The organism is Niveispirillum fermenti, from assembly GCF_048066175.1.
Classification (GTDB): domain Bacteria; phylum Pseudomonadota; class Alphaproteobacteria; order Azospirillales; family Azospirillaceae; genus Niveispirillum; species Niveispirillum fermenti.
Genome location: NZ_JBLTXA010000120.1, coordinates 1 through 630 on the forward strand (window position 1 = coordinate 1; position 630 = coordinate 630).

At 68.1% G+C, this 630-nt stretch carries 1 protein-coding gene; it reads right to left on the bottom strand.

Going from position 1 to position 630, the window contains the following annotated elements; genetic code table 11:
- Window positions 1-113: 113 nt before the first annotated feature.
- A partial coding sequence (locus tag ACM9LZ_RS25955; protein WP_416622392.1) for a Mu transposase domain-containing protein occupies window positions 114-630 on the bottom strand: 517 nt, incomplete at its 5' end.

The following is a 630-nucleotide window of genomic DNA, read 5'->3' on the forward strand; positions in this document are numbered from 1 at the left end:
TATCTCGCCGCGTTCGAGCTGGCGGACGGTGCCGTCCAGGGTTTCCAGAGCGCGCGGCATGCGCAGGCCCACCAGATGCCGGCGGATGCGTTCCAGGGTCGATGGGATCAGCGTCATGGCCGCACCCCCTGATCGGCCAGCCGGCGGCCGATGGCGTCATAGATGGTAAGGTCGCGGGGCGTCACGGTACGTCCGGGCGGCTTGGGGGGCGGTGCCGCTCCCTCCCTTGTGACGGTGCTGTTGGCCGGTGGCGGCAGGGTACGATGTCCCTCCAGCAGCCGGCGTTGCCCGCGCCCCTCCAGGACGGGATGGTTGGCGATCAGCGTTCCATCCTCCAGGATCTGGACCTGTGTGGCGGTGACCTGCACCTCCACGACGCGCCGACGGGTGCAGTCGGGGACGGAATAGAGATTGCCGCCCACCGACACCATGCCGTCGCGGGTGACCCGTCGCTCCAGGGCCAGCACGGCATTGCAAGGACCGGCGGGCAATGGCCGGAGGTTGGGTTTTTCCTCGGCGAAATGCTCGATGACCACCCGGCTGGTGGTGGCATGGCGCCGGACATTGGCCACTTGGTCCAGCCATTGCCGGAACTGGGCGTTCAGGTCGTCGAGATTGCGGAAGGTGCGA